The sequence below is a fragment of the Methylicorpusculum oleiharenae genome (genome assembly GCF_009828925.2).
Taxonomy (GTDB): Bacteria; Pseudomonadota; Gammaproteobacteria; order Methylococcales; family Methylomonadaceae; genus Methylicorpusculum; species Methylicorpusculum oleiharenae.
Window position 1 is genome coordinate 3,584,838 of record NZ_WUTY02000001.1, and the last position, 24,362, is coordinate 3,609,199.

Annotated in this window: 23 protein-coding genes; all 23 read right to left on the reverse strand. The window is 45.7% G+C overall.

Translation table 11 applies throughout. The features are described from left to right. Positions 1–3: 3 nt before the first annotated feature. Entirely contained in the window at positions 4–1,089 is a 1,086-nt protein-coding gene (gene pheA, locus GO003_RS16150; RefSeq protein ID WP_159657908.1) for a prephenate dehydratase, read from the reverse strand. 8 nt (positions 1,090–1,097) lie between these two features. Next, positions 1,098–2,180, reverse strand: a complete 1,083-nt coding sequence (serC, locus tag GO003_RS16155) for a 3-phosphoserine/phosphohydroxythreonine transaminase (protein ID WP_159657907.1) — start codon at positions 2,178–2,180, stop codon at positions 1,098–1,100. Continuing rightward, positions 2,164–4,752, reverse strand: a complete 2,589-nt coding sequence (gene gyrA, locus GO003_RS16160; protein WP_159657906.1) for a DNA gyrase subunit A — start codon at positions 4,750–4,752, stop codon at positions 2,164–2,166. The genes serC and gyrA overlap by 17 nt, the downstream gene beginning before the upstream one ends. A 220-nt stretch (positions 4,753–4,972) precedes the next feature. Further along, positions 4,973–5,689 (reverse strand): dienelactone hydrolase family protein, encoded by a 717-nt coding sequence (locus tag GO003_RS16165; RefSeq protein WP_159657905.1) that lies wholly within the window; start codon positions 5,687–5,689, stop codon positions 4,973–4,975. Positions 5,690–5,698: 9 nt separating this feature from the next. Continuing rightward, positions 5,699–6,079 carry a Dabb family protein gene (locus tag GO003_RS16170; RefSeq protein ID WP_159657904.1) on the reverse strand — a complete coding sequence of 127 codons (381 nt, stop codon included), beginning with the start codon at positions 6,077–6,079 and terminating at the stop codon, positions 5,699–5,701. Next, entirely contained in the window at positions 6,076–6,561 is a 486-nt protein-coding gene (locus tag GO003_RS16175) for a low molecular weight protein-tyrosine-phosphatase (RefSeq protein WP_159657903.1), read from the reverse strand. The genes GO003_RS16170 and GO003_RS16175 overlap by 4 nt, the downstream gene beginning before the upstream one ends. Positions 6,562–6,972: 411 nt before the next feature. After that, positions 6,973–7,587, reverse strand: coding sequence for a DUF4400 domain-containing protein (locus GO003_RS16180; protein ID WP_159657902.1), 615 nt, complete (start codon positions 7,585–7,587; stop codon positions 6,973–6,975). Between the two features lie 5 nt (positions 7,588–7,592). Continuing rightward, entirely contained in the window at positions 7,593–8,153 is a 561-nt protein-coding gene (locus GO003_RS16185) for a hypothetical protein (RefSeq protein ID WP_159657901.1), read from the reverse strand. A gap of 10 nt (positions 8,154–8,163) precedes the next feature. Next, positions 8,164–9,984 (reverse strand): conjugative transfer system coupling protein TraD, encoded by a 1,821-nt coding sequence (traD, locus tag GO003_RS16190; protein WP_159657900.1) that lies wholly within the window; start codon positions 9,982–9,984, stop codon positions 8,164–8,166. Continuing rightward, positions 9,974–12,172: a MobH family relaxase gene (gene mobH / locus GO003_RS16195; protein ID WP_159657899.1), complete on the reverse strand. Its 2,199-nt coding sequence runs from the start codon at positions 12,170–12,172 to the stop codon at positions 9,974–9,976. The genes traD and mobH overlap by 11 nt, the downstream gene beginning before the upstream one ends. Before the next feature lie 3 nt (positions 12,173–12,175). Further along, the gene (locus GO003_RS16200; protein WP_036250337.1) at positions 12,176–12,877 is read right to left on the reverse strand and encodes a PH domain-containing protein; all 702 of its coding nucleotides are present in this window, start codon (positions 12,875–12,877) and stop codon (positions 12,176–12,178) included. 47 nt (positions 12,878–12,924) lie between these two features. Beyond that, entirely contained in the window at positions 12,925–14,274 is a 1,350-nt protein-coding gene (locus tag GO003_RS16205; protein ID WP_159657898.1) for an ATP-binding protein, read from the reverse strand. 85 nt (positions 14,275–14,359) lie between these two features. After that, complete coding sequence (locus GO003_RS16210; protein ID WP_159657897.1) at positions 14,360–15,436, reverse strand: hypothetical protein; 1,077 nt, start codon at positions 15,434–15,436, stop codon at positions 14,360–14,362. Continuing rightward, complete coding sequence (locus GO003_RS16215; RefSeq protein WP_159657896.1) at positions 15,408–16,751, reverse strand: MBOAT family O-acyltransferase; 1,344 nt, start codon at positions 16,749–16,751, stop codon at positions 15,408–15,410. The genes GO003_RS16210 and GO003_RS16215 overlap by 29 nt, the downstream gene beginning before the upstream one ends. A 410-nt stretch (positions 16,752–17,161) precedes the next feature. Next, positions 17,162–17,899 carry a LysR family transcriptional regulator gene (locus GO003_RS16220; RefSeq protein ID WP_231089030.1) on the reverse strand — a complete coding sequence of 246 codons (738 nt, stop codon included), beginning with the start codon at positions 17,897–17,899 and terminating at the stop codon, positions 17,162–17,164. Positions 17,900–17,915: 16 nt separating this feature from the next. Continuing rightward, positions 17,916–18,845, reverse strand: a complete 930-nt coding sequence (locus GO003_RS16225) for a sulfite exporter TauE/SafE family protein (protein WP_159657894.1) — start codon at positions 18,843–18,845, stop codon at positions 17,916–17,918. 98 nt (positions 18,846–18,943) lie between these two features. Continuing rightward, entirely contained in the window at positions 18,944–19,231 is a 288-nt protein-coding gene (locus GO003_RS16230) for a TSUP family transporter (protein ID WP_159657892.1), read from the reverse strand. 3 nt (positions 19,232–19,234) lie between these two features. After that, positions 19,235–20,197: an IS110 family RNA-guided transposase gene (locus GO003_RS16235; protein WP_159657890.1), complete on the reverse strand. Its 963-nt coding sequence runs from the start codon at positions 20,195–20,197 to the stop codon at positions 19,235–19,237. A gap of 243 nt (positions 20,198–20,440) precedes the next feature. Beyond that, positions 20,441–21,226 (reverse strand): TSUP family transporter, encoded by a 786-nt coding sequence (locus GO003_RS16240; RefSeq protein WP_231089031.1) that lies wholly within the window; start codon positions 21,224–21,226, stop codon positions 20,441–20,443. Then, positions 21,223–21,582, reverse strand: a complete 360-nt coding sequence (gene nrtS / locus GO003_RS16245; RefSeq protein WP_200882589.1) for a nitrate/nitrite transporter NrtS — start codon at positions 21,580–21,582, stop codon at positions 21,223–21,225. The genes GO003_RS16240 and nrtS overlap by 4 nt, the downstream gene beginning before the upstream one ends. Further along, entirely contained in the window at positions 21,572–21,832 is a 261-nt protein-coding gene (locus GO003_RS16250; RefSeq protein WP_152565063.1) for a hypothetical protein, read from the reverse strand. Before GO003_RS16250 ends, nrtS begins: the two co-directional genes overlap by 11 nt. 562 nt (positions 21,833–22,394) lie before the next feature. Continuing rightward, positions 22,395–23,483, reverse strand: coding sequence for an IS5 family transposase (locus GO003_RS16255; RefSeq protein WP_159657888.1), 1,089 nt, complete (start codon positions 23,481–23,483; stop codon positions 22,395–22,397). A 259-nt stretch (positions 23,484–23,742) separates the two neighbouring features. Then, a complete protein-coding gene (locus GO003_RS16260) occupies positions 23,743–24,312 on the reverse strand; it encodes a hypothetical protein (RefSeq protein ID WP_159657886.1) in 570 nt (189 codons plus the stop codon). Between the last annotated feature and the right edge of the window lie 50 nt (positions 24,313–24,362).

A 24,362-nucleotide genomic window follows, 5' to 3' on the forward strand; every position in this document is an offset into this window, starting at 1 on the left:
TTTTTAAATTACCGCTTTAGGGTAAGAGCCTAGCAACTTAATCATACTGACACGGTGTTTTAACGTATCCAAGGCCTTGGTCACTTTATCATCTTCCGCATGCCCATCAATATCGATGAAGAAAACGTAGTCCCACAAGCCCTGGCGAGAAGGACGTGATTCGATATGCAGCATGCCTATGCCGTATTCCGCAAAAGGCTCTAGAACCCGGTAGAGCGCCCCGGGCTGATTGCCGGTAGAAATGAGTAATGATGTTTTATCATTGCCAGTTGATTGCGAAGTTTGGTGACCGATGATAATAAACCGGGTCGTATTGTTTGACTCGTCCTCAATGTTTTGTTTGATAATATTCAAACTGTAGCGCTCGGCTGCCGCCATACTGGCTATGGCGGCTTTGGACTTATCATTGGAAACCAGTTGAGCAGCCTCACCATTACTGTTCACCGCAGTCAGCTTGGCGCCCGGAATATTGTCATCCAACCACTGACGGCATTGGGCCAATGATTGTTGATGAGCCAAGACTTCTATGATGCCATTGACATCTTGACTCAGACCAATCAGATTTTGATGCACTCTGAGCTCCACTTCACCGCAAATATGGACAGCTGAATTAATGAAGCGGTCTAGCGTATGGTTGACAATTCCCTCTGTTGAATTTTCAACGGGTACCACGCCAAATTGGCAGTGTTCATTCTCAACCAGGTTGAAAATTTCACCGATGGTAGATGTGGCTAAAGTATTGACTGCATGGCCAAAATGCTTGATTGCGGCTTGCTGGGTAAACGTGCCTTCAGGCCCCAGATAGGCGACATCGAGGGGCTTTTCCAGCGCCAGACAAGAGGACATGATTTCGCGAAAAAAGCGAACCATGGTGGTGTCGCTTAACGGTCCCGCATTTAATTCTTTGACTCGGCGCAAAACCAGGGCTTCCCGGTCAGGCCTATAAAAACAGCCGTCCTCCCCTTGGGCAATTTTGGTTTTAGCAACTTCAATTGCACATTGGGCCCGTTGATTGATCAAGCTTAATATTTGCTCATCAAGCGCATCAATTTGGGCTCTTAATTCTGAAAGGGGAGTAACGGCATTCATGGTTTTAATCAGCCATATGTCTTTTCAAAGGTTTTCATAAAGTCGATCAGCGCATCAACACCTTCATCGGGCATGGCATTGTAAATACTGGCTCGCATGCCGCCAACGGAACGGTGGCCTTTCAATTCGGCCAAACCTTTAGCTTCAGCTTCAGCCAGAAATGTCTTGTCAAGATCCGGATTGCTCAGAATAAAAGGCACGTTCATTCGTGAACGAAATGCCGGATCAACGGGGTTGCTAAATAAGCTTGACTGATCAATTGCCTGATAAAGCCTTGCAGATTTGGCAATGTTTTTCGATTCCACAGCCGCTATTCCACCTAAGGACTTTAACCACTTCAAGACCAAACCAACCAAATACCAGTTGTAGCTTGCCGGGGTATTCAACATGGATTTGTCTTTATCCTGCACCGCATAGTTAAATACGTCGGGCAATTTTTTGTCGACAGTACCGATTAAATCATCTCTTACAATAACGACAGTCACGCCGGCGGGACCCATATTTTTTTGAGTTCCCGCATAGATCAAGCCAAATTGGCTGACATCAACCGGACGCGAAAGAATATTGGATGACATGTCCGAAACCAGGGGTAATCCCTTACTGTCGGGTATATAAGGAAACTCCACTCCATGAATGGTTTCGTTAGAGGTGTAATGCAGATAAGCCGCATCCGTATCGATAGTCCAGCTGGAAGGATCCGGAATGGTTTTGAAACCACCTTGTTCCGAGGTGGCCGATACGATGACATCGCAAAAACGGCCCGCATCTTTTATCGCCTTGGTCGACCAGGCTCCGGTATTGATGTAACAGGCTTTGGTGTTGCCACGCAATATATTCATGGGTATGAACGAAAACTGCCCGGTAGCCCCCCCCTGCATAAACAATACCTTATAATTATCAGGGATGCCCATCAATTCTCTTAAATCGGTCTCCAATTCAGCTGCAATCGCAGAAAAATGCTTGCCGCGATGACTCATTTCCATGACGGACATGCCGGTTCCCTGCCAATCGAGCATGTCTTCCTGAGCTTGTTTTAAGACAGCTTCAGGAAGAATTGAGGGGCCTGCGCTAAAGTTATAAATTCTCTTCATTTTCTTCTTCTCCGGTATTAAATTCGTCTTCTTGGGTTTCATCCTCGGCCAGTCCTTCTATACGATCCACTCCCACTACTTTTTCATTTTTATCAAGACGAATAACCGTAACACCTTGTGTATTTCTTCCGACAACTGAAATTTCATCAACCCGGGTTCTTACCAGTGTCCCCGCGTCCGTAATCAGCATGATTTCATCCTGGTCCGAAACCAAAACAGCACCCACTACATCGCCATTGCGCTCAGACGTCTGGATAGCAATAAGCCCCTGACCTCCGCGCTTATGACAGGTAAATTCTTCAATTCGAGTCCGTTTGCCGTAGCCGTTCTCACAAATATTAAGCACTGTTCCTTCAGCTGCAACAATCAAAGAGATGACTTTTTGTCCCTCTTGCAAACGAATACCTCTAACACCCGACGCCGTTCTGCCCATTGAGCGTACATCCGTCTCATTGAAACAGACCGCTTTGCCGGTGCTGCTGAAAAGCAATACGTTTTGCTTGCCGTCGGTTACTGCCACGCCGACCAAGCGATCACCTTCGTGTAAATCAATGGCGATTTTACCGTTGGCACGTTGACGCTCGAATTCATTTAATGGCGTCTTCTTGACGGTTCCTGCCGATGTTGCCATAAAAATAAATTTATCGGCACTGAATTCACGGATCGGCAAAATGGCATTGATAGTTTCGCCCGCTTCCAAAGGTAATAAATTGACAAACGGCTTGCCTCGAGAGGCGCGACTGGCCACGGGAAGATTGTAGACTTTCAGCCAATAGACCTTGCCGAGAGATGAGAAGCACAAAATGGTGTCATGCGTATTGGCCACGATGAGTTTGTCAATAAAGTCCTTTTCTTTCGTCGCAGTCGCCGATTTGCCTCGACCACCCCGTCTCTGCGCTTTGTAGTCAGTCAATGGCTGAGACTTGACGTAACCCTCATGAGACATCGTTACGACCACATCTTCTTCGGTAATAAGATCTTCATCGCTCAGGTCAAGATGGTCCTGCAGAATTTCTGTTCTTCGCTCATCGGCATATTCATCCTTGATAGCGACCAGTTCTTCCCTGATAACTTCCATCAGCCTGATATCGCTGTTCAAAATGGCCAGATACTCATCAATCAACTTCAATAATTCTTTATATTCATTGACTATTTTCTCCTGCTCCAGCCCTGTTAGTCGATGCAGTCGTAAATCAAGAATGGCCTGGGCTTGAGCTTCAGACAGCCGGTAATAGCCTTCGGACAGACCAAATTCAACAGGTAAATCTTCGGGCCTTGAACGGTCGGCATCCGCCCTATCTAATAAGGCAATTACGAGACCGGCTTGCCAGGTTCTGGATAATAAGCCGGCTTTTGCTTCCGCAGGATTATTAGAATTTTTGATCAGATCGATCATTTCATCGATATTGGCCAGGGCGATGGCAAGCCCTTCCAGCGTATGAGCTCTTTCCCTGGCTTTACGAAGATTAAAAATCGTTCTGCGTGTAACAATTTCGCGGCGGTGATCGATGAATGCAACCAGAATTTCTCTGAGACTCATGCAGTGGGGTCGGCCATCAAACAACGCAACCATATTGATGCCAAACACCGTTTGCATTTGTGTTTGTTTGTACAGATTGTTTAAAACGACTTCAGCAACTTCACCGCGCCTAAGTTCCACTACCATGCGCATACCGTCTTTATCGGACTCATCTCTTAGGGCAGAGATGCCTTCTAGCTTGCCCTCCTTGACCATTTCAGCAATTTTTTCCAGCAATTTAGCTTTGTTGACCTGATAAGGCAGCTCTGAAGTGATGATTGCCTGGCGTCCGCCATCGCCGATATCTTCAAAATGGCAGCGCGCACGCAAATAGACTTTGCCACGCCCTGTCATATAAGCGCTTCTTATTCCGGCTGCGCCATTAATAAACGCTGCAGTAGGAAAATCAGGCCCCGGAATATACTGCATTAACTCGGTAATCGTAATATCAGGCTGGTCGATTAAAGCCAAACAGGCACTGACCACCTCGCCCAGGTTATGTGGAGGTATGTTGGTAGCCATGCCCACTGCGATACCGGCAGAGCCATTGATCAGTAATGTGGGGACCCGTGTGGGTAAAACCTGAGGTTCGGATTCGGATTCGTCATAATTGGGAATAAAGTTGACCGTTTCTTTATCCAGATCAGCCAGTAATTCATGGGCAATTTTAGACATGCGCACTTCCGTATAACGCATGGCCGCTGGCGAGTCACCATCAACCGAGCCGAAATTACCTTGCCCGTCGACTAACATGTAACGCATTGAAAAAGGTTGCGCCATACGAACTATCGTATCGTAGACAGCCGTATCACCATGAGGATGGTATTTACCAATAACATCACCGACCACACGAGCCGATTTTTTATAAGGTTTGTTCCACTCATTTCCCAGTACGCTCATGGCATAAAGCACACGGCGATGAACTGGCTTAAGTCCGTCTCTGACGTCAGGCAAGGCTCGGCCTACGATTACACTCATTGCGTAGTCGAGGTAGGACTGCTTCATCTCGTCTTCAAGATTGACAGGAATTATTTCTTTGGCAAAGTCTGACATGATTCCGTTTTATTTATAATAAATGCCTGACAAACTTGAGGTTGGCAAACATAGTTTCCATATTGTTAATAATAAAAATGCATACTGCTGCAATTTTGGTTATTACTAAACGCTTAAAAAGCGCGCATTGTATCAAATTGTCTTTGCTGAGTCGAAGCTTACCTATTCAATTCAGCGGTAGGGGGTCCGATGATAAGTCTGGCTGTAATAAAAAGGCGGATTAACAAAAAACCTCGTTTAGAAATGCCAGTAAGCTTTGCCAGGAACGTTTATCGGCAATCTGGTTATATACCGTGCCAAAGTCAGGATCATTGGCTACCGGATTTGTAAAAGCATGCATCGTATGTCCGTAGGTATGAATTTGCCAATCTGCTCCGGATTCGGTCAATTCCGCCTCCAAAGCAAGAACATGATCAACCGGTACCATAGGGTCGTCATTACCGTTTAAAACCAATACTTTGGCAGTGATCTTTTTTGTGGGCAAGGGCGAAGGAATCAACAAACCATGAAAACTAACCACTCCGGCGATGTCTGCACCACTTCGCGCCAAATCCAGCGTACATAATCCACCAAAACAAAAACCAATGGCGGCAATGCGTTTTTCATCAGCCCAAGGCAATAACTTTACGGCACTCAAAGCCGCTAAAATTCGCTTTTGCAATAAAGCCCGATCTTCCATAAAAGGTTGCATCAATTTTGCATTTTCTTCGGGTCCGGAACCTCTAACGCCCTTACCGTACATGTCGACAGCGAATCCCACATAGCCTAGTTCAGCCAATTTTCTGGCTTTTTCGGCGACAAATTCATCTCGCCCGCCCCATGCGTGACAGATCAACACAACCGGCCGCTGCCCTTCCAATGCGTCATCAACTGCAAAATAGGCCTCTAAAAGGGTGTCATCATCAAGGTAACCTACAGTGTTCGAAACGATGGCCATGTCAATTCCTCAGGGCGTAATAAAATCGTAAGTAACCGCTTTTTTGACCAAAGGCTGCAATTTTTCGTGCAGAATTTGCTTATGTTTTGGGTGCGCCAAATAGGCATCCAATGCCTTTTTGTCTTTTAAGGTGACAGTCACCGCAACGTCGAAACTATCATCGGCAATGGGTCGTCCGCTGGGAGCAATGACGCCGGTATGCCGAGCGACGATGCCGGGCAGATCATTCAAGCGTTTGCTTTCCTCTATGTAACGCGCTCTGTTGTCTTCATTGCCGGGTTCTTTTAACCAGACAATGACGACATGAGTTATCGGCTTGGAAATTTCGGCTAACGTAATTTCAGAATGAAACACTACAACCGCTAAAAAAAACCACTTAAAAATGTTCATTTATCCTCCAATTGAGTTCTAATAGAATTCAGAAAGCCGAGCGAGGCTTCTTCAACCAGATCGAGCACTTTTTCAAAACCAAATCGGCCTCCATAGTAAGGATCAGGCACTTCCTTGACATTTAAATGAGGCGCAAAATCCAAAAAATAGTGAATTTTAGTTTTGTGATGCTCTGGACAAGCTCCTTTTAAAAGTGAGTAATTATCGCTGTCCATAGCCAAAATGTAGTCAAACTTTTCAAAATCGGACAGCACGACTTTTCTGGCTCTAAGATGATTTAATTCGATGCCTCGCTCTTTTGCAGATTTTTGTGATCTGAGATCGGGCTCTTCTCCTTCATGATATGCATGTGTTCCAGCCGAATCTATCTCAAAAACATGACTCAAATCCTGATCGTTAACGAGTTTTGTAAAAACCCCTTCAGCTGTAGGTGACCGGCAAATATTGCCCATGCAGACGAAAAGAATCTTAATTTTATTCATATAAATCAACAATTTAAATATATACTTCACCCGAAAAATACACCACAAAATAGCCTATTGCGGCCCTATAAAAAACAATATGTTACGCAGTTATTTTGGGGCGGAAAATCGGTTCCTTCCTCTATTATAAGAGAAGACTAATCCATTCAAAACAAACTTTGTTACAGCTCGCCCAAAAGTATTAATCCACACTCATATCTTCGGTCATATTATCGATATAGTTGCTTTGTCTATTCGCTGCTGAGACGGTCCGGATTGCAGACTAGAGCATCAATCTATCTCGCCAATAACATCCGATACTTCGAATTTGAGTTGTTGCGTGCCTCCGGCCTAGCCGCGAAAAGTGCCAATTTTCCCAGTAGGAACTGCAGGATGTGCCACGCTACAGTCTTAGCGTCGGATTCTGTCCACTTAATAGTTTGGATAATTTGCAATTGCCAAGCTTATAAAAACACTGATTAGCACGGCAATCGCTGGAATAATTGGCAATGGTATTGGGATCGGACAAATAAGCCATAATGCGATCATACAGCTTAGTGCAAGTAACATATGCGCCGAAGTATTGTAAATGGGAGGGACTGGAGAACTAAAGGTTTCGAATTTCAATCGACGCTCAAATACGCCGGCGACAAAGCCCATGGCAATCGGCACCCCCAACCAAATCCCCCACTTTGATAATATGACCATACGCAAAGCGAGGCTATAAGCCTGAAGTTTTACCGATGCAGCCCAATCACCAGGAATATCTGCGATCGCTTCTCCGATACGATCGCCACTGTTCCTGAATTTATCAGAATCATCATGCCGATCTCTGAATTCATTAGCAAAAGCAGTGACAGCGGTTAGGTTTCTCTTATATAAATCAATCAGCTCTTGATTTATTGTTTCTTTGTTACCCAAAATGTTAATCGCCGCATTGTAATCAGCCCTGATGTACTCGGATATCGTTTTAGGGCTCAGTAATGCCGGTAACGCCAATGGGGTGAAAAACATGATCATGAGCCATATCAGGAAGTGTTTCCCCATCGGTTTTATTCCAGCAAGCCTGCCAATTTCAGCTCATTCATCGTAAACACCCTCGATGCACAGAGCAATTGACTCTGAGCGCTCCTAAAGGCACTGTGCGGCTGATTAACCCATGTCAATTCTTCGCTGGTTGTCGATTTCACGATTTCATCCAAGTATCCCTCAATGCTTGGATCGTAAATTGTCCACAGGCCACTACGTTTGATCATGAGCGTCAAACCAAGGCACTGAACCAATTCGGCCGAAACTCGGGTGATAAATGCTTTTTGTTCAGTCAGGTCGTTGCTATCTCTTGAGATAGATTTTTCAGCCTCCGCAAAGCCAGCATCGAGACAATTAACCAACAAACTTTCACCGCCTTTCCTATGGTCTGGCCAATACAGTGTCAACAATGAGGTTAATCGCTGGGAAGCTTCCCTAAGATTAGGCCATCTCGCAAATAACTCCTGAGAGCTGGGATAGCGTTTCGTTGCCCTGCAGGCCTTCTTCATTTCAATCGAAGCGGATTCAAGCGGATGTGGTAAAGGTTTTTTCAAAAAAATTATTTCGGCTGACTGATCATGCATGTTTTTAATCCTAATGGGTAATGATGGGCAGTCGTCCCTTAATGACCCTGCCGCCGGCGATTGATGCAATGTAATGAAAATTGGGCAGATGCCCGAGAAGATGTTGCGGGAATAGGTCATGCTCACCGAAGCTCAATGATTGCCCACTATTTCCAGAATAATTGATGATGTTTTCGGCCGAATTAACCGCGCTCGATATGCTTTGTTGCACGGTTTTGATATAGGTTTGTCCAAATGTCTCTACGACAAATTGTTGGGTGTCGCCATCCTTGATCCGGAGCGTGATAAGGTTATTGCAGTTGCCGACGACCTGTCTTGCTCTTGCCTCGTCTCCCAGCCTGGCAACAATATCAGGTAACGTTTGTGTCGCCATGACAACCTGAAACCCTGCGCCGCGACCTTTATTAAGTATTTGGATGAAAGGCAAATTGACGACTTCAGCCGCCTCATCAACAAACATGGAGATTCGTCCTGGCTTTTTCCCGCTGTTGTAGATCATCCCGGCCACGGATGCGAAGTCAGCCAGAACTATCGAGCCAATTGCTGAAGAAACAATGGAATCCGATAAGGAATCTAGCCCTACGTATAAAACATGCTTGCCGGAAATGATTGTTGATGTATCAAATATCTGTCGGGAATCGCGGGTGTCATCTTCGTTTGGTGACAAAAGTTCGCCCAGGTCTCCAGATGTCAACATGTTTAGTACTGGGATAAGAGAGGCAATCATCTTCGAAAAATGAAGCCGATTGTGTTCGACAAGCGACAACAATCCATCGATCCCTTCAGAACCATTGGGCCCGTTACTCATCGTTGCGCGGTACCATTCAATCGTGGCCAGCCAATCTGGATTTGTAATTGTCTCCATTTTTTTCGCTTTGCCGGCCTTGGCCTTGGTAAAGAATGGTTCCGCGCTACCCTCTTTCCAGTTAGGCTCAACGCGGTCCGCATGAGCTTCGATGGCGTGTACCAATAATGATTCTGCTCCACCTTCTATGTAATACCGCAATTGTTTGATTGACGGACGTTTACCCGTTTCAAGAAGACCTTGTGCGACCAGATTTAGCGCCCTGAAAGCAAATGCGGTAAATGCATCTGATCCACCAGTCTGTGATGGGAGTAATGCGGCTATCCTGGATGCAATTTCAGTTGTGCGTGTGAAGTTCCGCATTGGATCCAAACGGATTGAAGATTTAGGGAATGCCGGATGAAAAAACAAGAATGAATCATCTCGTCCTGCCCTTGCGCATTCAAGTTCCATGCGATCGCGCAATTCTTTGTCACCCTTTGGATCGATCATAATGACTGTATCGCCCCGGTGAATGGCTTGGGTAACCATTACTTCGTAGGCTCTCGTTTTTCCGGCACCCGTGGTGCCAAACATGATGGTGTGGCCTTCAAGCGATTTTAGCGGAATCAAAACGTCTTTTTCTTTTCCTAAGTTCAAACCATGAATCCAAAGACTCCCAGGACTCTCTTGGTCATGGTTTATTTTGACGCCAGACAGCATGTAATCAACTGCCCGTTGTGTATGAATAGGCATCCAGTCGAATCCCCAGCCAAACCACATTTTTTCTGGCTTGACCAATTCCAGAAGTTTTCCGACATCCATAAACGTCAGCATTTCGCCAACCTTTCCACGTCCAACTAAATCAAGACCCTTGATAGCAGACTGGAGAGCCATGAACCCAAAACACAACCAAGGAAGCATCATAGAGTTTCCACCAGGCAATACGATGTATCCGGCAAATGACGTTGCGGTAGCCACAAACCAAGCAGTGGCGATATACAATTCGTAGGGTTTGCGTATATAGGGATCGTAGTTATTTGCCATTCAGCAAGTCCGCCCTTACCAGGAAATAACGCGATTGAGGTTTTCCAGAACTATCAAGGCCTGTTTCATAACCATCGATCATTTCAAGTAAACCAGATGCTTTCAGTACAGATATGCAGTCTTTCAGGTCCATTTTTGTATCTTTCAATCCTATTGATCTAATTTTTGTTAACCCGCCTGGCTGTGACTCAAGATATTCAATGGGTAGTTTTTTCAGTCTGTTTAAAATTAAACCGGCTCTCCCTGATCCATCATCGCTTTTTGCGTTCTCTTTTTCTTTTGTCTTTTTACCCAACAAGCTATCTAACTCGGGCACATTTGATTTTCCAGCTTCCTGTTCTTTCAGATTTGACTTGATTTTTTTAGGCTCATTTTTTGATGATCCAATTAAAAAACCTAAGGGATCTTCAGTACCATTGTTGTCCGTATGGATTTCCTTATTGGCATCCTGAATCGTTACTTGATTCTTTTCCGGTAGTTTCGCCTTCTCGTCACGCTCAAAAGCAAGTTCACCATATTCGTTTTCTTTTGCGGGTAGATAGTCGGCCGCATAATCATCGTCATAATTGTTTATTGCCAAGGTATCGGTATGGCTTTTATTATCAGAACTAAATTCATTATTTCTTTTATTATTTGAATTCCTCTTGGTTTTGTTTTTTGTTTGAGTTATTTCAGATTTTTGAAACAAAATGCTCGTATCGATTAACTCGTCATGAGTTGGCAAGACAGTCTGCACACCACCATCTGCATTGATATCGGTATTTTGGAGCTCGTCATTTTCATCGATCCCTTCTTGGTTGGGATCTGTTTTTCTCTCATGCGTATGCTCGATTTTTTCCGAATGAGTTTTGTCGAATTGATTCTTCGATGTATGTTCATGAGCTTCACTATCAATATTTGATTGGTCTTGTAATTCGATTCGGTCTGCCGAATTTTCGTTGTCATCAACTTTGATCCGAAGGTTTCCATCGATCGGTTTATGTTGAGTTTTTACAAACAGAATTTCATACCGGGCTAATTTAAGCGCTTCTAGATGCTTCTTCTCTTTGCTCTCAGCTGCAGGAACTTCAATATCAAACAGGTATCCGCCAAGTCTACTTTTCTCAATGATTCCGGCATCCAGGAGGATATCGGCCAATATCTCTTGCGTACTCGGAATAAATGGGCATTCCGCGGACTTTAATTGAACTTGCATATCGTTTGCTGCCAATGGCCACGCCAGAAACACCCCGTCCTGACCGTGCCAAATACGGCCATTCTCATCATTGGGCACCCAACGTTTTTTCTGAACCAAATGCCGCATGGCATCGATCAACCAGGGTTCCAGATGCATGCCCGCCAATGGTTTGCCATAACGATCCGCATAGCTCCATTCATCTCGTTCCATGATTTTGTACTTCACCGTGTCAACGATGTTAGCCAGGGGATTGCTATGGTCTTTTTGGTCTTGCATTGCTGCATAAAGCGTTTTGTAAATCGCCTTTTCACCGGTAGCAAAAATATCCGTTTGTTCCTTCTGAATGGATTTTCCTGCCATGATATAAACCGTTGACCGATCTTCCTTATCGCTCCATCGGATGTGATAGCGTTTCAATTCATTTCTTTGAAGCCATTCATAAAGTGATTCAGCACCTGGTCGCCATTCAATACCCTTATCCTCGGCATACACCGATATTTTGGATATGGCTGTTATTGCCTCGCTAAATAAGCCTGTCAGGAATGCAGCGTGAGTCCAAAGAGATTCTTCGTCTTTTCTTATTTCAGGCGTTGCTCGTGTCAATATTCTTCGTTCTGCGTACCTGATTGAAAACAGAGAGACTTCCAGGCAGAAAGAAAATAATCCTCCCAACAACTTGAAATGATTTTTCTCGGAAGCAGGCAGCAAGTGCGTCATTTCAGCAAGATGCCTTACTGGGGACATGATCTTTTTTTCTACTTCATCCTTGTTATGTGCTCCAGCCAATCCTCTTGCCAAAATGATTTGCTTGATCATGTCCTTATTTTTTTCGACCAGCAAATCAGTTGGAATTACCGGTATACCAGTTGGAAATCCCGGTAATCTCTGAGAATATTCCTCAAAGATATCCAGGCTAATTGACTTGGTATTTACAACATCCGATTTCTCAAGATTTAACTTGCTACGTGGAAGCTTTTTTTTCGTAAAAATCGCAGCAATTTTTTTGATCATTATTTATCCATGAAACTTGATGTGATTATCGATGAGAATCTGAATATTTCGACGCATCCTTATAGGGTCGATGGTGTTTTTGAACTCTATGTCTACTGTTCCGTTCGTGCCGGCAGAATCCAAATGAACTGTGCCAATTCCCATCAATCTGTCTAATATGCCTTGTTGAACACCGATTGTTTTTATATCGCTAAATCGTATTTGTACTTGGGACTGAGCAAGAATCCCTTTTTTGAGGATGATGCCATCCTCATCAATGTAAAGTTTTTCGGCAAAATAACTGTAAATAAACCTCAGTCCATAAAGGATCAACAATACACCGCCCAATCCAAGTAAATCGCCAACGCCTTTTAAATTAAGCCATTCTGGTAGCGTTTCGATGCTCAAGCAATAAAACACCCAACCCATAACTCTGTATGGGTTCATAATTAGCAACAGTCCTAAAAAAATTTCAAAATAATTCGTTATGAATCCCCGCCAAGCTTGACGAAGCTCGCGCGCATTGAACTCACTTTCTATTTCTCCTTTTTTATTTGATTTTTTGATGCTTGATTGAATCCGATTTGCCGTAAAGCCCAAATGGTTATCAGGCATTACGGTGTATTCGTCGCCCGTTTCCCGTGACAACAATTCGCACATGTCCATCGCATCGTCGAAACTTGCAAACGAATTCATCCTTAAATTCATCAGTTTGTTTTTTGGCATTTCTGGTTCTCCTGAAAGTTCTTGGTTCTAACTTAATTACGCAGCATTCAATGGGTTTGGTTTTGAACGCGGGAATTTGGAACTCTGACCATCGTAAAACGCGATCGTGTCTCGCCCTTATTACTCATCTGTGCTCCGATGACTTGAAATGGCTTGATGTATTGCATGTATTTTGATTCCACCTTCATTTTTCTTACTAAGTTGTCCCAATACATTTGATCGACGCCCAAGATGATCTTTGTGGCAACGTTTGAAAAAAAGTCTTCAGAAAAGTGTGTAGGTGATTGACTTGCGCAGATGAGACCAAGGCCAAACTTCCGACCTTCTTTAGCAATGGTGTTCAGGATGTTATTTTCATCGTCTCTAAAGAACAGATGAGCCTCATCAATAATCATGATGTCCCTCAATAGACCTTCTTCCTCTTTTCGAACCGGGCCTCTTTCGAGTGCGGATGAAAAAATTTCTTGAAGTTTGAATTCAACAAACATGCGCTTTTCATCCTCTCGCAACGCTGTAATGTCGTAATGCCAAACTGGATTTGATGAATCAAATGGTGGTTGTTGATTTTTGAATATCCCGCTTGCTTTGAGGTTGTCGAATCGCTCAACAACCGATTTCAAAACTTCCTTTGATTCATATTTGATGAAGTCTTCCAGTTCCTTGCCGGTTACCAGGTTCTCTATGTAATCTTTATATGACTTGATCGCTTTTTGACGCAGATCCATCGCTTTCTCTAGCAAATCGCCATCAGGCTTTGCGCTAGGCGCTGAAAGCTGCTTGTTTATTTTGTAGAGCTTCGTTGTGATTTTGTTTAGTTCTTCCAGGGCTCGTCCAGCTTGTGTGTCACTTCCAATAATGAGCTGTTTGAGTTTTACAAATGCGTAACGGCAGGCGTCATCCATGGTCGGGTACCGTTTTGGGTACTTACGATCAATTCCATCATGCAAAACCCAGGATTTGTAATTGTCGGCAAAGAATCCATTCGCGGCATAGAGATCGGTAATCAAATGCCTCATCACTGCCTCTTGCCGTGAACCGATCGGACGGCATCCGTTGATCGTTGCAATAAAGTCTTGCACACGCTTTCTCACGCCACCGAAATGGCGGTCCTGACTTACTACAAATGGATTTAGCCCGTATTCGGTGGATTCCGAGAACCTGACGGACGATGTTCTGCTCAGATTAATATCACCATGCACGTCCATGATATGAATCCGTGGCGCCGGTGAAAAACGATGCATTTGTTGAATCACATGTCGCAAAAAAGTTGTTTTCCCCATGCCTGTTTTTCCCATAACCAGCATATGGGCATTCACTAGGCAATCGAAATCGCAAAACACCGGGGACGCTTGATTTTTTGACAAGAGATAATCATCTTGTCCGAGCTCTATCTTCATTTGGTCAACATCAAGTAATGATGTTGCTATTCTAAAAACGCGTTTGTGCTTACATCGGGGTGAAAGGCGCGATTTTTCAGTCTCTTTAGCTTGACCCGATAATGCCTAACCCGCAATCAAGCACCTTACCTGCCTCAACGTCTCTAAAATGCTTATAGTCGTAAAATCGTCGATTTACGTCCTCATTAATCAGCAATCGAGTGCAATCATTGAGGTTTGCTTGACCAGTTAATTCGGTCATCCTTTGCTTGAATTCATTTAGACGATCATCTCCGTATGCGTTTGCAACATAGGGATGAAGTGGGTTCAGATAAAACCTCGCATTCACTTTTTCTTGCTTAAGCCATTGAACCAGCCCCTTTAATTCGCTAAAGCGGTTTTCGATCCAGGGCGGTGCATTTAACGGTTTGGCATCGATTGGAAATTGTTTGCGAATGAAAGCTTCGTGATCTTTTTTGATTTCGCGGTCGTAACGGTCGAGGTAATATCGTCCTGTTCCCTCTATGTCATACCTTACCGATGGCTCACCGCGTAAGACAGTGACAAGCCGGCTAAATCCGTCTGACAGACTCGATGCGAATAAATAATCAAACAACACCTTCTGTTTACTGCTTTCATCGGCTAGCGGGTGTAGTTGGTAAGCCGGACCATACGACTTGATGTCCGTAAAGGCAATTGGCTCCAAACCATAGACAATGTTGTTTATTAGTACACCTTCGCGCTTCAAACCTTTCAGCGTAGCCAAGATTTCATCGGGTTTTGCGGCCAGAAACGCGAGATTGTAAAAGTGTGTCCCAGGCAAACGTGTTTCCATTAAAGACGGTTCAATCATGCCCATGATTGACGATCCCACAATGAATGCGTTCGGTAATTCCCGTTTTGGTTTTTGGCGATCGTCTAGCGATTCGTTAATTACCGAAACAATATTTTCAGCTGCCAGGGGTGATCTTTCCCTCGCTTCCCTTACAAGATGCGCGACCTTTAAGTAACGTTCGTTTGTTGTCGACGATGTGTATCGAGCCCCAATCGAGTGCTTGTCATTGAATATCTGGTACGGGTTTACCACTACATTCCAGGTGGGTAACGCCCATGCAACAGCTCCGGTACAAAACAAGCTGGCTTTCCAAAATGAATCAAAACTGCCAATAGATAAAGCTTTCATGTGAACCTGACATCCAAATGCTGGTGAAAAATAGAGCTGATAAATAACCCACTGTTTTTAACGAGGGCTGTAGTGATTGAACATCTTTTTGTGCGTTCACATAATTCATGCACACGAATAGCAGAATTCCGATTTGAATGAACTCCATGCCCGAAATTAGACTTGTTTGTGCGCAGCTATTACAAAGGCCAGATAGCATGCTTGGGATTGCAACACCGTTGATGCCAACCATCCCTTTCCAGATTGAAATAGCATGGCCAACCGATTCGGCTCGAAACACAACCCAAGCCGCTGTCACCGACAGAAACGTTAAGCCGATTGCCGCAGTTTCCGGAAGCGCATATCGTGTTCGCTCCCAAATTCTGTGCATGCCAATGAACAAACCATGCAATAGCCCCCACAAAACAAACGTCCATGCGGCGCCATGCCAAAAGCCACCAGTGATCATTGTCAACCCAGCAGCCATAACGCCTTTAACGAAGCCATTTCGATTGCCTCCAAGCGGGATATACACGAAGTCACATAGAAATCTCGATAGGGTTATGTGCCAACGTTTCCAAAAGTCGGCAATACTGACTGCCTGGTAAGGGGAGTTGAAGTTTTGAGGCAGAGTGATTCCAAACATCAGGCCTATCCCTATGGCCATATCGGAATATCCGGAGAAATCAAAGTAAATTTGCAATCCATATCCCAGAGAAGCCGTCCAGGACTCAAAGAACTGTAATGTCGTGTCGGCGGCAAATAGCGGGTCTACTTTTTCGGCAATTCTGTCGGCAATGACACTTTTTTTGAACAGCCCGATTACAAACAAAAACAAGCCTTGGGAAAACTGACGCGCATCAAATGCAATCCGCTCTTTGAGTTGCGGCATGACATCCGAGTAATGAAGTATTGGCCCCGCGATAAGGTGAGGGTAAAAAGAGATCGAGAAGGAAAACCGTCTCAGGTTGAAGTCTTCTACATAGCCTTTGTAACAGTCGACTAAGTAAGCGATAACCTGAAATGTGAAAAATGAAATGCCTAGCGGCAGGACCAATTTCAAGGCTTCAACGCCTGATCCGGTCAAGTCATTCCAGTTGCCAATGAAGAAATCTGCGTACTTGAAGTATCCCAGCAAACCAATGTTGTAGAGTAATCCGACAGCCAGCAAAAGCTTGGATTTTGTTTTGGAGATCTGCCATCCCAAGAAGAAATTCCCAATAGCATTACCAATTAGCAACGGCACGTATCGCGTATCCCACCATCCATAGAAATACACGGAACAGATGATGACCAGTAATTGCGCGTCATTTTCACGCTCCAGTTTTTGGAGCATCCACCAGGCTGCTAAGGAAAATGGAAGGAAGAAATAGATGAATTCTGGCGAATTGAATAGCATGATTTTTTGACATTCCTGATTATCGGAACAACCATGCTATCTTTTGCGAAAAATATCTGTCGGCGTAAAAGAGTGCTCAAAAATGACTCTTTTGGTTGCCTGTTTAGATGTCTCATTTTGGGACAGGCTCAAATGATGACGTGTTTTCTGTGATTGACATAGCATCCACATGCATCAAAGAACGGTGAATTCTGGGGCGTTTATGGCCAAAACCGCCTTTATAACTTCAAAAAAAAACTTTTGCCACGTCTCTGACTAGTAGCCAAGGTCGTCATTCATTCGGGACGGTCCATCCATTTCTGCGTTGCAAGTCTCCACCGACTCCCTGATTATCTCGGCGATATGGTTCACTCCAATACCAACAAAGTCTGGAGTGGCAAAATCATGTATAACGGAACTTCAAGTGTTCCGCCTTCACGCAAAGGTAGAGGCTTGAGCAATCCTGTCTTTAACTCCTCACGGATATGCTCTTCTGGAAGCCAAGCAAAACCGAAACCCATGGAGACGGCTTGGATCGAAGTGGCATCTTGGCTTACCGTCCAGCGCTGGTCGACTTCGACAGACACTGCGCGCCGGTCGCGCTTAGTGCCCGAATCCCGTATCACCAGATGCCGATAGGCACACAGGTTCCGATTGCTTAACGCGCGGCCATAACAATGCAAAAGATGATCGGCATGCACGACCGCGACCAATCGAACTCGCATTAAGAGTTCGCCTAGAAAACCTGGCGGCTGTTGAGGGGAAATAACCAAGTCGACTTCCCCTTTGAGCAGCGCGTCGGCTGTCCCGCCCAACACCGATTCAATCAACTCAACCCGTGTTCGCGGACTTTCATGGCCGAAGCGATCCAGGCAGACCAGCAGTAACCGTGAAGGAAAAAGGATTTCTGCCGCAATGCGAATCTCCGCCTCCCAACCTGTCGATAGCGTATGCGCCGCTTGCTCCAGATCGCTTGCCTCATCGACTAATGCCAATGCGCGTCGGTAAAGCATTTGGCCGGTCGGCGTAAGAATGGCTTTGCGCCCCTGAATCTCGAACGCTTTCACGCCCAACAGCGATTCGATTTTTTGTACCGCATAAGTCAAGGAGTGTTTAAATTCTTTAGCGAAAATACATCATATAGCTCGCCTGTAGGGTAATCATCAAGCCATCAAGCAGCGCGATAAAGGCGAAACCCTTTTTCGTAGCACGCGGAGAAATCCATTGCGCGAGAAATGGCCCCAGCCGCCCGCCCCAGAGTACACCGAGCATGGTGAATGCCGCCATATCCCAGGGTACGCCGCCAAAATACAAGGCATGGACGAAGGCCAGCAAAAGCGAGTTTAACGACAACAATACCACGCCCAGACCGATTGCCCGGTTAGCGTTAAGGCCGTAGGCGAGCATACAAAAGGCAGCGATGATTTCACCCTCGCCAATCGCAACCCAGCCGGTAATCATGCCGCCGATAAAAGAAACCAAAACGATTGGGATACGGGCTTTTGCTGGAAGTTCCGTTCGCCCGCCTTTTCGATCAAGCGTGATGAGCGTTAGCAAGCCCGCTATGAACGCAATGGGACCAAACAGCCCTTTAACCAACAGCGGCTGCGGGTGGATCAAGAATGTGGACATCATCGTCCCGATAATAAGCGCGGGCACGGTCCATTGCAAAAGCGATAACGGCACTTCGCCGCGCCGCAGCCAACCGGATGCGCCGCTGCTCATGCCGACGGCTTGCGTGACGAACGTGAGTTTCAAGGCACTGACGGGATCCACTTGGTAAGCGAACATCAGCACGGGGATAAAAACAATGCCGCCCCCAATCGCGGTAGCGTTACCGATGAATGCGCCGAACACACCGACGATGATCAGCGGCCAATTGAGAGCGGCAAGCCCGATTGGGTCTGGAAATATAGTCGCGTAACCAGCAAGCCAGATGAGGGTGAATACAAAAAGCCAAGGCGTGAAATACGCAAAGTTTTTCGCCGATGAATTGTTGCCCAGCGTAACCGCAGGGGCAGAATAACGAAGGGTTTGTTGGTTCTTTCTCATAAATGCAAGAGAATTAAACGACCGCCTGCCAAAGCAGCCGTATCCCGACCGCGAACAAAAACAGCGCAAATATCCGTTTCAGTTTCTCGGTCGGCAACTTATGCGCGAGTTGCGCCCCCCATTGGAGCGAATATCCGGCTGCTGGTTACGATGCAGAGAAATGCCGGTGTATGGATATAGCCCATGCTCCAACTGGGAAGACCGGCGTTGCCCCAACCCAGGATGATGTAGCCAAGAGAACCGACAATGGCGATGGGCAAACCACAAGCGCTGGAAATGGCCACGGCTTGGCGCATGTTAAACCGGCGCTTGACCAGAAACGGGACGGTGATGAGCCCGACGCCGGCGCCCAGTAGATACCGTCTTGCTGATCCAAAAGCAAGCAATAATTAAGCGGCATAATTTGGGTCAAAAGGCTTACCTGATTTAAGCACTCCAAAAGCAATATGAATCAGCTTACGCATAGCGGCACAGGCAATGGCTTTACCATTTTTACCATTAGCTTTAAGACGCTCACTGAAGGTGCGAATTAGAGGATTAAAACGTAACGCGCAAAGCGCTGGCATGTACAGTGCTTTGCGGAGAAGCGCATCGCCATTTTTGGCAATATGGGTATTGCCAGACCATTGCCCAGACTGGCGTAGTGCAGGGGCAAGTCCTGCAAAGGCAACCACTTGTTTGGCATGGATAAAGGCGTGATGTTGACTCAACGCAATTAACAAATGCGCAATAGAGGCATCACCAATACCTGGAATTGTAGCCAGTAAATCGCCACGTTGTTTGAGGTCTGGATGGTTATTTATGTGGTCATGAATCGCTTTGCGTGTGGCTTGAAGTTCTGCTTCGAGTATTCCCAAAACCGTGTTAATAGAATCAGTAATCTTAGCGTTGGCAGTATCTTGACGGTTGCGTTCCATTCGAATCATTTCCAAAAGATGCTCAACACGACGAACCAATGCTTGTAATTCACGGATATTGGCTGGGGGCTGTGTCCATAAAGGTGGATTCATGGTTAATGCGTAACGGGCAATGAGTTTGGCATCGGCTTTGTCGGTCTTGGCCCGGCTCAATTCACTTTTGGCAAACGCGTGGATTTTAGCGGGGTTGACTAAACTGACCGGATGGCCCTGACGGACTAAAAAATCAGCCAACGGGAAGCTGTAAGCGCCTGTGGCTTCCATGCAAATTAGCGGGTTAACATCACCACACAGGGCAAGAAACCAGGCTGTAAAGGCAACATGGCCGGGTTCATCGTTAGTAAATGTTTTATGTTTGTATTTGCCAGCAACCAAGCAAGCGACATCAAATTTAAACTTTGCAATATCAACGCCGATGGTAATTAAAAATGACATATTAATTCTGATGTTATGCTTCGCAATAAGAGTCAATGGGAAAGATGAGATCGGAACCACCGCTATGTTCAACCTTATGAATACAGGCTTTGAGCCTAAGAATACCGTTCGAACTACAATAGCAAGTGTGGATAGCGAGGAGCTCAATCTACGAGACAGGCTTTGAAGCCTCAGGGTGGGCACGACTTCCCCGCTATCCTCCCGATGATCAATCGGGGATTCTGAACTTTTGAAAGCCCAGAATCAAGATATAAGGGTACACAGCGCACCAATGATGCCGCCGGCTCCGGCCAGGTTTCGCTCGCTTGTCGGCTGGTCAGGATCAAGCTCTGGCGAGTAGGACTTTAGCATCTGAAAGGCTACCCATAGCGGAAAAAAGGCGAACAATGTTTTGAACAGATCGGTTGGCAGGCTGTCGGCGACAACCGAACCCATTAGAGAGCCGACCAGAATACCGGGCACCAGTTGCTTCACAACCGGCCAATCGACTGCACCAAGGCGGTGATGGGCCTTAAGAGAGGCGGCCGCAGTGAAGATGATCGTAGACAAAGAAGTCGCCACAGCCATCAACAGAACTAAGTCCGACGCAAACCCTTGCGCCGAAAAAAGCCAGACCAGGAAAGGGACGATGATGATGCCGCCGCCGATGCCGAACAGCCCGGAAAGGAATCCCGCGGCGGCACCCAAAAGCAGATAGAAAAAGTACGAAAAATCGATTGACGCCAGGGCGAGGGCCGCAATGATCCAGAAGAGATTCTTATAGGCACATAGGCTTCGTACCTCAGTACAAATCGAACATATCTGGCAGACCTGGGTGGAAGCATCGCTCAGCTTGCGATAGGCGAATACAAGACAATTGGCGGCGATGGCGATGAGCAACGGGCGCAGGGTATCCAGCGTCTTCAAGTTGCTGGCGCCCACGCTGCCAAGACCCGCCACCATAAACGCGAACGGAGTTCCGCCGTACAAGGAAGCCCAATCCCGGCAATACTGCCAGCGCTCTATGAGCGTGGATTTAAATTGCATCATGGTGTTTTTCCTTTCAAAAAACTAAAAGGCATCTTGCCTATATGTCTCTTAAAAAGAGTTAACGAATATTGAGCCAATTCAAGCCCTTTCTTTTTAATAAATTCCCACATTAATTTATTAATACTGGGCTTGTTTTCAGCAGCGCAAACCGCTTCAGTGCTTGAATAGGTTGAAACGCAATAGGGTACTAAATAGGTCAGAGTAATTTTGATAAACTCCTTTATCTGTAATCCATTGCTCAGTATTACATCGCCCTGATTGATCAACATTAGAATTGAACCAACCACCAACGCAACTTTGATCGCACGCGTTAGAATATTTTTTTGCAAGGCAATATTTAGCCATTCATTTATCATCTGTGTCATCCTTTTCATCGGAAATAGATTCCAGTTGTTTTCTTTTTTCTTCTTTTTCTCCTTCATCCAAAAGCCCAAAATCTTCTTCAAAAAGATTAAAACGAAAGCCCATGAACTTAAGTACGACAGCGGCAATAAGAAAACCAATAACCGGGTAGAAGAATAATTGCGTACCCCAAGGTATGTCGTGCGGGTCTTTCAGGTCAATGCGTAAAATTTTAGTAAAAACAAAAAACATAAAATCTGTCATTTTATTCACCCTAAAATAGGCTATGAACAACAAACAGTCGCTGATTAAAATTTAACCTTTGTTGAATTAATCAATATGAATGGCTAAATGCATCGCTCAGTCAGAATCTACAGTGAGATATAAACGTATTTGTTGCCGAATAAAAAGGGTCGATTGTTTTTCCTTTTCAGGAAAAACAATCGACGGGTCACTATGAAAAAATTCAAAGCTCGGTTGAGATCATAAATGCCGTACCCTAGACCAGAGTCAAGCGGAAAATTAACAAAGTGGTATTAAGCGCTTCTGGAAGCCCTTGAAGGGCACGAATAAGTGAAGTTCTGGAATTTTCACGTCATTATCGTAATAAAACTATATAAAACAATGGCTTATTATACACAAAGCACTGCATTCTGTATAGCAGGTTGTTGAAATTTACCCTTATGCCTTCGGCTGTGAACCCATTTTTTGACTAATTTTTAGCGCTGAAATCCAGATCAGTCCTGAATTTCCGGTTTTAGCCGGTATTTATGACCTCTTTCGAGGCTAAATTCCGCCTTTCGGCGGATTGCAGGCATACCTGGGCCTAGGCGGTACTGCATCGCCAGCCGAAAATGCAGCCCATCCGTGTCAAGTTATAAGCGGCCAAGGTAAAGATCGTTTGTGCCGCCACCTTCTTCAAGCCGCGGAATTTGGTTTGGCGTAGCGGACCGACAGTCTTCGCCCAGCCGAAGACTTCTTCGATCCGTTTGCGAACCTTGAGGCTTGTGCGGTAACCGTTGTGCCGGGTGGTGCGGCGGTCGATCGCCGAGCCTTTTTCTTTGCTCGCGACATGCGGCGTGACCTTATGCTGGCGCATCGCGGCCACGAAGTCTTGGGTATCGTAATTTTTGTCCGCTCCCAACGTGGCGCCTGGCTTGTTGACCGTGCGCTTTACCATGACTTTGGCCGCTTCCCGTTCCGCGGTGCCGGTGGCGTGCGTGACTTCAACGTCCACCACCAAGCCATGGCGGTTCTCCATCAGGGCATGGCCCATCAAACACAGTTGCGCCTTGTCGCCCTCGCTCTTTTTGTATAACCGGGCGTCCGGATCGGTGCTTGAGGCGTGGGTATCGTTGCTGCGTTTCTCGCCCTTGAAATTGACCGTGGGGTTACGACTGCCGTCTTCCGGCGGCGGGCTGGAGCCGTCCTTTTTGACGAAGCTTTTCTGCGAGGCCCAAGCTTGAATCAGGGTGCCGTCAACCGAGAAATGTTCATCGGAAACCAGTTTCTGCCACTCCGCCAAGGCCAGCACGCGCTCGAAAAACAAACGGCTGATGCGCTCGTTCAACAGGCGGTCGCGGTTGGCACTGAACGTCGAGTGATCCCACACGGCGTCGTCCAGCGTCAACCCGACAAACCAGCGGTACAGCAAGTTGAAGTCGATGTGTTCCACCAGTTGCCGCTCCGAGCGGATCGAAAACAGAACTTGCAACAGACTGGCGCGGAGCAGGCGTTCCGGTGGAATGGAATCCCGACCGCGGCGTGCGTAGAGGGCATCGAACTCGTCACTCAGCGTGGCGAGTAAAAGGTCGACCACTTTCCGCAGTTTGCGTAAGGGATGGTGCTTGGGTATCCGCGCTTCCAGCGTTCGATAGCTGAACAGTTCTTCTTGAGTAATGTCGGCGCCGCGCATGGTCAGGAATTATCCGTTATAGTATCTTGTAATAGAACTATTTTAACATATATAACAATGCCTTAGTATATTTCTGTGCTTCTCGGTCAACGGTTTTATGCGGCTTTCGTAGGCGAGAAAATCAACAGCCTGATAGACCAGTTAATCTGACAAAGTAGAATTAGCTTAAGCATATTTCTTCTTGATGTATTAGTCATAGTTAATACCTACTTATAGAATAATAAGCCAATTCAATTTACTGCGATCCACCACCAACTGATTACGAGCCACAGTCCGTTAATGGAGCAGTATCAATAAAATCAGCTTCACGAGAGACAATATCGGCGTAAGGGATGAGAAGCCCTCCTGTTGCGAATGCATCTGCGTTAGCTGGAGCTTGTGTGCCGCCGTTGGTAACTTCCTGGAATTTTGCAAGATTTGCTACCCAGATATGCGGAGCCAGTTGACCGGCTTTTACGTTAACCTTGATTTCTCCTTGTTTATCTGCGGTGACGGGCGTGCCCAGAAATTGAAAATGGCCGTTACATGACGGGTCAACCACAGCACCTTGTGAATCAGGAACGCCACGATCAGGGATCGGTTCAAACCAATGATTGAGGATTACGTAAGTTTCACCCGGTTTTAAGCCATTAACGTTAATTTTTACCTTGTGTTTTAATTGGGTCGATATGACTGCTGCTGATCCTCTGGCGTTAATACCTTCAGGCGTTTTAATATTGAATTCATTGCTGAAATTTGATCGACGAAATGTTGCATCCTCACTCATAACGGGACTGGAAAATAAAACAGCAAAAAATAATGGAAATGAAGTGATAATGATTTTGTTCATGATGAATCTCCTGATTAATACCAAAAAATAAAGCTATAAATGTGCTTGCT